The sequence below is a fragment of the Streptomyces recifensis genome (assembly GCF_002154615.1).
GTDB lineage: Bacteria > Actinomycetota > Actinomycetes > Streptomycetales > Streptomycetaceae > Streptomyces > Streptomyces griseoluteus.
The window spans coordinates 1-3803 of sequence record NZ_MUNH01000454.1; the positions used below are offsets into that span (position 1 = coordinate 1).

Annotated in this window: 2 protein-coding genes and 1 pseudogene; 1 reads left to right on the plus strand and 2 read right to left on the minus strand. The window is 71.2% G+C overall.

What is annotated here, in order from left to right; all coding sequences use genetic code 11:
- A partial coding sequence (locus CCN33_RS22525; RefSeq protein ID WP_086695347.1) for a ThuA domain-containing protein occupies nucleotides 1–1307 on the minus strand: 1307 nt, incomplete at its 3' end.
- 14 nt (nucleotides 1308–1321) lie between these two features.
- Nucleotides 1322–2683, minus strand: a pseudogene (locus CCN33_RS22530) (carbohydrate-binding protein); the annotation flags it as partial.
- Nucleotides 2684–3268: 585 nt separating this feature from the next.
- Between CCN33_RS22530 and CCN33_RS22535 the strand changes: the two are divergent.
- On the plus strand, nucleotides 3269–3700 hold the full coding sequence (locus CCN33_RS22535; protein WP_086695348.1) for an Hsp20/alpha crystallin family protein: 432 nt from the start codon (nucleotides 3269–3271) through the stop codon (nucleotides 3698–3700).
- The last annotated feature ends 103 nt before the right edge of the window (nucleotides 3701–3803 follow it).

Below are 3803 nucleotides of genomic sequence, written 5' to 3' on the forward strand. Positions count from 1 at the left end.
TCCTTGATCCGGACGTCGCGGAACGACACCTGGTCGTCGGCACCGTGGTTCTGGATGCCGATGTGGCCGTCCCGCAGGCTGCGGGCGGGGTCGGTGTTGGTGAAGTCGTTCACCGGGACCCCGTTGAGCCAGATCCGCAGACGCTCGCCCTCGACCCGGATCTCATAGGTGTTCCACTCCCCCGGCGGGTTCAGCGCGCGGTCCCGTGCGGCCAGGTCGGCGGACTGGAAGCCGTACACCGAGCCGGTGGTCTTCTCCGGGACGTCGGTGGCGTCGATCTGGACCTCGTAGCCGTTGTCCACGGCGGACCAGGGGTCGTCGGAGGGCGGGAAGCCGACGAACACGCCCGAGTTGCCGTCCCCGGTGATCTTCCAGTCGAGCTTCAGGGAGTACGACGAGAAGCCCGAGGCGGCGTACCAGAGCAGGCCCATGCCGCCGGACGAGGTGAGCGTGCCGTCGGCGGACAGGGTGAAGGAGCCCGGGCCCGCCTGCCGCCAGCCCTCCAGCGAGGTGCCGTCGAAGAGGCGGCGGTAGCCGTTCTCCGGGCGGCAGTCGGCCTGGGCGGCGCCGGTGGCCCAGCGGAGGCCGCCCAGCAGGTGGGCGCGGAAGGCGGGGTCGGCGTAGGACTCGCGGGTGTGACCGCCTCCGGTGTAGAAGGCGCGGCCGCCCTGGTAGCTCTGGCACCAGGCGATCGGATGGTCGCCGTTCATGGTGCCGCCGCTGTAGGAGGACTCGTCGAGCGAGGCCAGGACGTGGGCGCGTTCGCGCGGGTTGGAGCGGTAGTTGTACCACTCGTCGGTGCGTTCCCAGCGGGCCGGCAGGGCGGCGGTCGAGGGGTGGGCGTGGTCCTCGACCACGACCGTGGCGGGCTGGATCGCCGGGTGCGAGTCGAACCAGGCTCCGGCGAGGCCGCCGTAGAACGGCCAGTCGTACTCGGTGTCGGCGGCCGCGTGGACGCCGACGTAGCCGCCGCCCTGGCGGATGTAGCCCTCGAAGGCGCGCTGCTGGGCGGAGTTGAGGACGTCGCCGGTGGTGGAGAGGAAGACGACCGCTTCGTAGCGGCGCAGGTTGCGGGTGGTGAAGGCGGTGGCGTCCTCGGTGGCGTCGACCGTGAGGCCGTCCGTCGCGCCGAGCTGCTGTACTGCCGCGACGCCGTCCGGGATGGAGTCGTGGCGGAAGCCGGCGGTCTTGGAGAAGACCAGGACCCGTCCGGTCTCGGTGGGCTTCGCGGCGGCCGGGCCGGTGACGCAGCCGAGCAGCAGTGCGGCTCCCAGGGCGGTGGTGGTGAGCAGGCGTGTGGTGCGCATGGGGTGCCCTCCGCTCAGCCGGTGGTGAAGGTGAAGTCGTCCACGTCGAAGAGGGCGCCGGTGCCGCCCTTGAAGACGAGGAAGAGCGTGGTCGTGGCCTTCGGCGCGCGGGACAGGTCGGCGCTGACGTCCTGGAAGGTCTCCCAGCCGCCCGTCACCGGCACGGTGGTCTTGCCGAGCAGGGTGCCCTTGGCCGATCCGGCGCGGATCTCCAGGGTGCCGCCGGCCCCGCCGGAGGAGACGCGTGCGGTGATCTTCCTGGCGTTGCCCAGCGCGTAGGGGCTGAAGGAGATCCAGTCGCCGGAGTGGATGTCTCCGACGGTCTTGCCGCCGTGGGCGGTGTCCTTGGACTGGAGGGTGACGCCGGAGGAGTCGGTGTAGTGCTCGGCCTGGCGGTGGCGGGGCTGGGTGACGTTCTGGTCGTGGGAGGTGAGCGCGGCCTGGCCGCCGCCTCCGTTGTCGGTGTACTCGGCGTCGAACACGCCGAAGATGTCCTCGTTCTCGTCGTGTCCGCCGTCGGCGCTGGTCTGGATGGTGCCGGAGCAGCCCTTGGCGGAGGTCAGCGGGTGGCCGTGGGTGTCGTGGCCGAGGATGAAGTGGACGGTGACCTTGGAGCAGTCGATGTTCCGACCGTCCTCCGGGTCGCTGACCTTGACCGTGAAGGGGACCGCGTCACCGAAGCTGAACAGCTGTCCGTCCTGCGGCAGCTGGAGGGTCACGGTGGGGGCCGTGTTGCCGACGACGACGCGTACGGCGGCGCTGCCGGTGCGGCCGGAGGGGTCCTCGGCGGTCAGGGTGGCGGTGTAGGTGCCGTTCTGCCGGTAGGTGTGCGTGGGGTTGGCGGCGGTGGAGCTGCTGCCGTCGCCGAAGTCCCAGTGGTGGGTGAGGGTGTCGCCGTCCTGGTCGGTGGTGCCGGCCGAGGAGAAGCGGACCTTCAGGGCAGCCTGCCCGGAGGTCTTGTCGGCGGCGGCCCTGGCCACGGGCGAGTGTCCGTCGGTGGCGTTCTCGATGCGGTACAGGGCGGAGTTGTCGTCGCCACCGAACCAGGCGGTGCCGTAGTCCAGGACGTACAGCGCGCCGTCGGGGCCGAAGGCCATGTCCATCACCTGGGTGCCGGTCCAGGGGAAGGCGTTGATCGACTGCACGGTGCCGTCCGCGCCGGTCTCGATGCGCTTGATCCAGCGGCGGCCGAACTCACCGGCGAAGAAGTCGCCGTCGTACGCCTCGGGGAACTTCACGGGCGAGTCCAGGGCGGGGTCGTAGTGATAGACGGGGCCGCCCATCGGCGACTCGGAACCGTCCCCGAACTCCGGTACGGACGCGCCGTCGTAGGGCAGCCACGCCGCCTGGGCCGGGGGCAGGTCGGTGAGGGCCGTGATCTGGCCGGCGATGCGGCGCAGGTCGGCCGCGTTGCGGCGGGCCCAGGTGGCGGAGGTGCGTTCGGCGGCGCGGCGTTCCCGGGTGGCCTGGACGCGTTGCTCGCCGGTGGTGCCGGCCGGGCCGGGGCGGCCGCGCAGATAGCGGCGTTCGGCGGCCTGGCGGCTGGCCACTCCGAGCGGGTGGGCGAGGTCGGCCCAGCTGGCACCCGCCTGGCGGGCGGTTTCGATCAGGCCGGTCTCCCATCCGGCGAGCTGTTCGCGCACCTGCCTCAGCAGCAGGAGAGAGGCCAGCGCCCGCTCCGCGCCGACGTCCTGCGCATCGGCAGCGCCATGCGCTTCGTGCCGGGCGGTCCGCAGGGCGTCGTCTATGGCGTCCAGGGCTGCCGCGGCGGCGAGGAACGACCCCGGGTTCGGTGTGTCGGCGCCGGAGGACGCCGACTGGTCGGCCTGGTTCATGGCCACCTCCTTCAATGTCATCGGTTGGACGACACCGTGTTTGTCATCCATTGGATGACATGCTACAACGGTGTCAGTGAAGCGCATTGGCAGCCACTGCCGAGACGTTCCTGGAGGTGTTTCCCCATGTTGATGCGCACCGACCCGTTCCGTGAGCTGGACCGGCTGACCCAGCAGCTGATGGGCCCGGCCACTTGGTCCCGGCCGTCCCCGATGCCGATGGACGCCTACCGCGAGGGCGACGACTACGTGGTGGCCTTCGACCTCCCCGGCGTCAGCCCCGAAGGCATCGACATCGACGTCGAACGCAACATGCTGACCGTGAAGGCCGAGCGCCGGCCCGTGGCCAAGGCCGACGACGTGCAGATGGAGCTGTCGGAACGGCCGCTGGGCGCCTTCTCCCGCCAGATCGTGCTCGCCGACACCCTGGACACCGAGCACATCAAGGCCGACTACGACGCGGGCGTGCTCACCCTGCGCATCCCGATCGCCGAGCGCGCCAAGCCCCGCAAGATCGCCATCGGCGTCGGAAGCGGCCGCAAGGAGATCTCCGGCTGAGTCGGACCCGATGAGGGCTGAACAGCGGCGGCGGACGGGCATCCAACCGATCTCCCCCTCGCCCGTCCTCCGCCGCCCTTCTTCGGTTCGCTGGGGGCGGCGG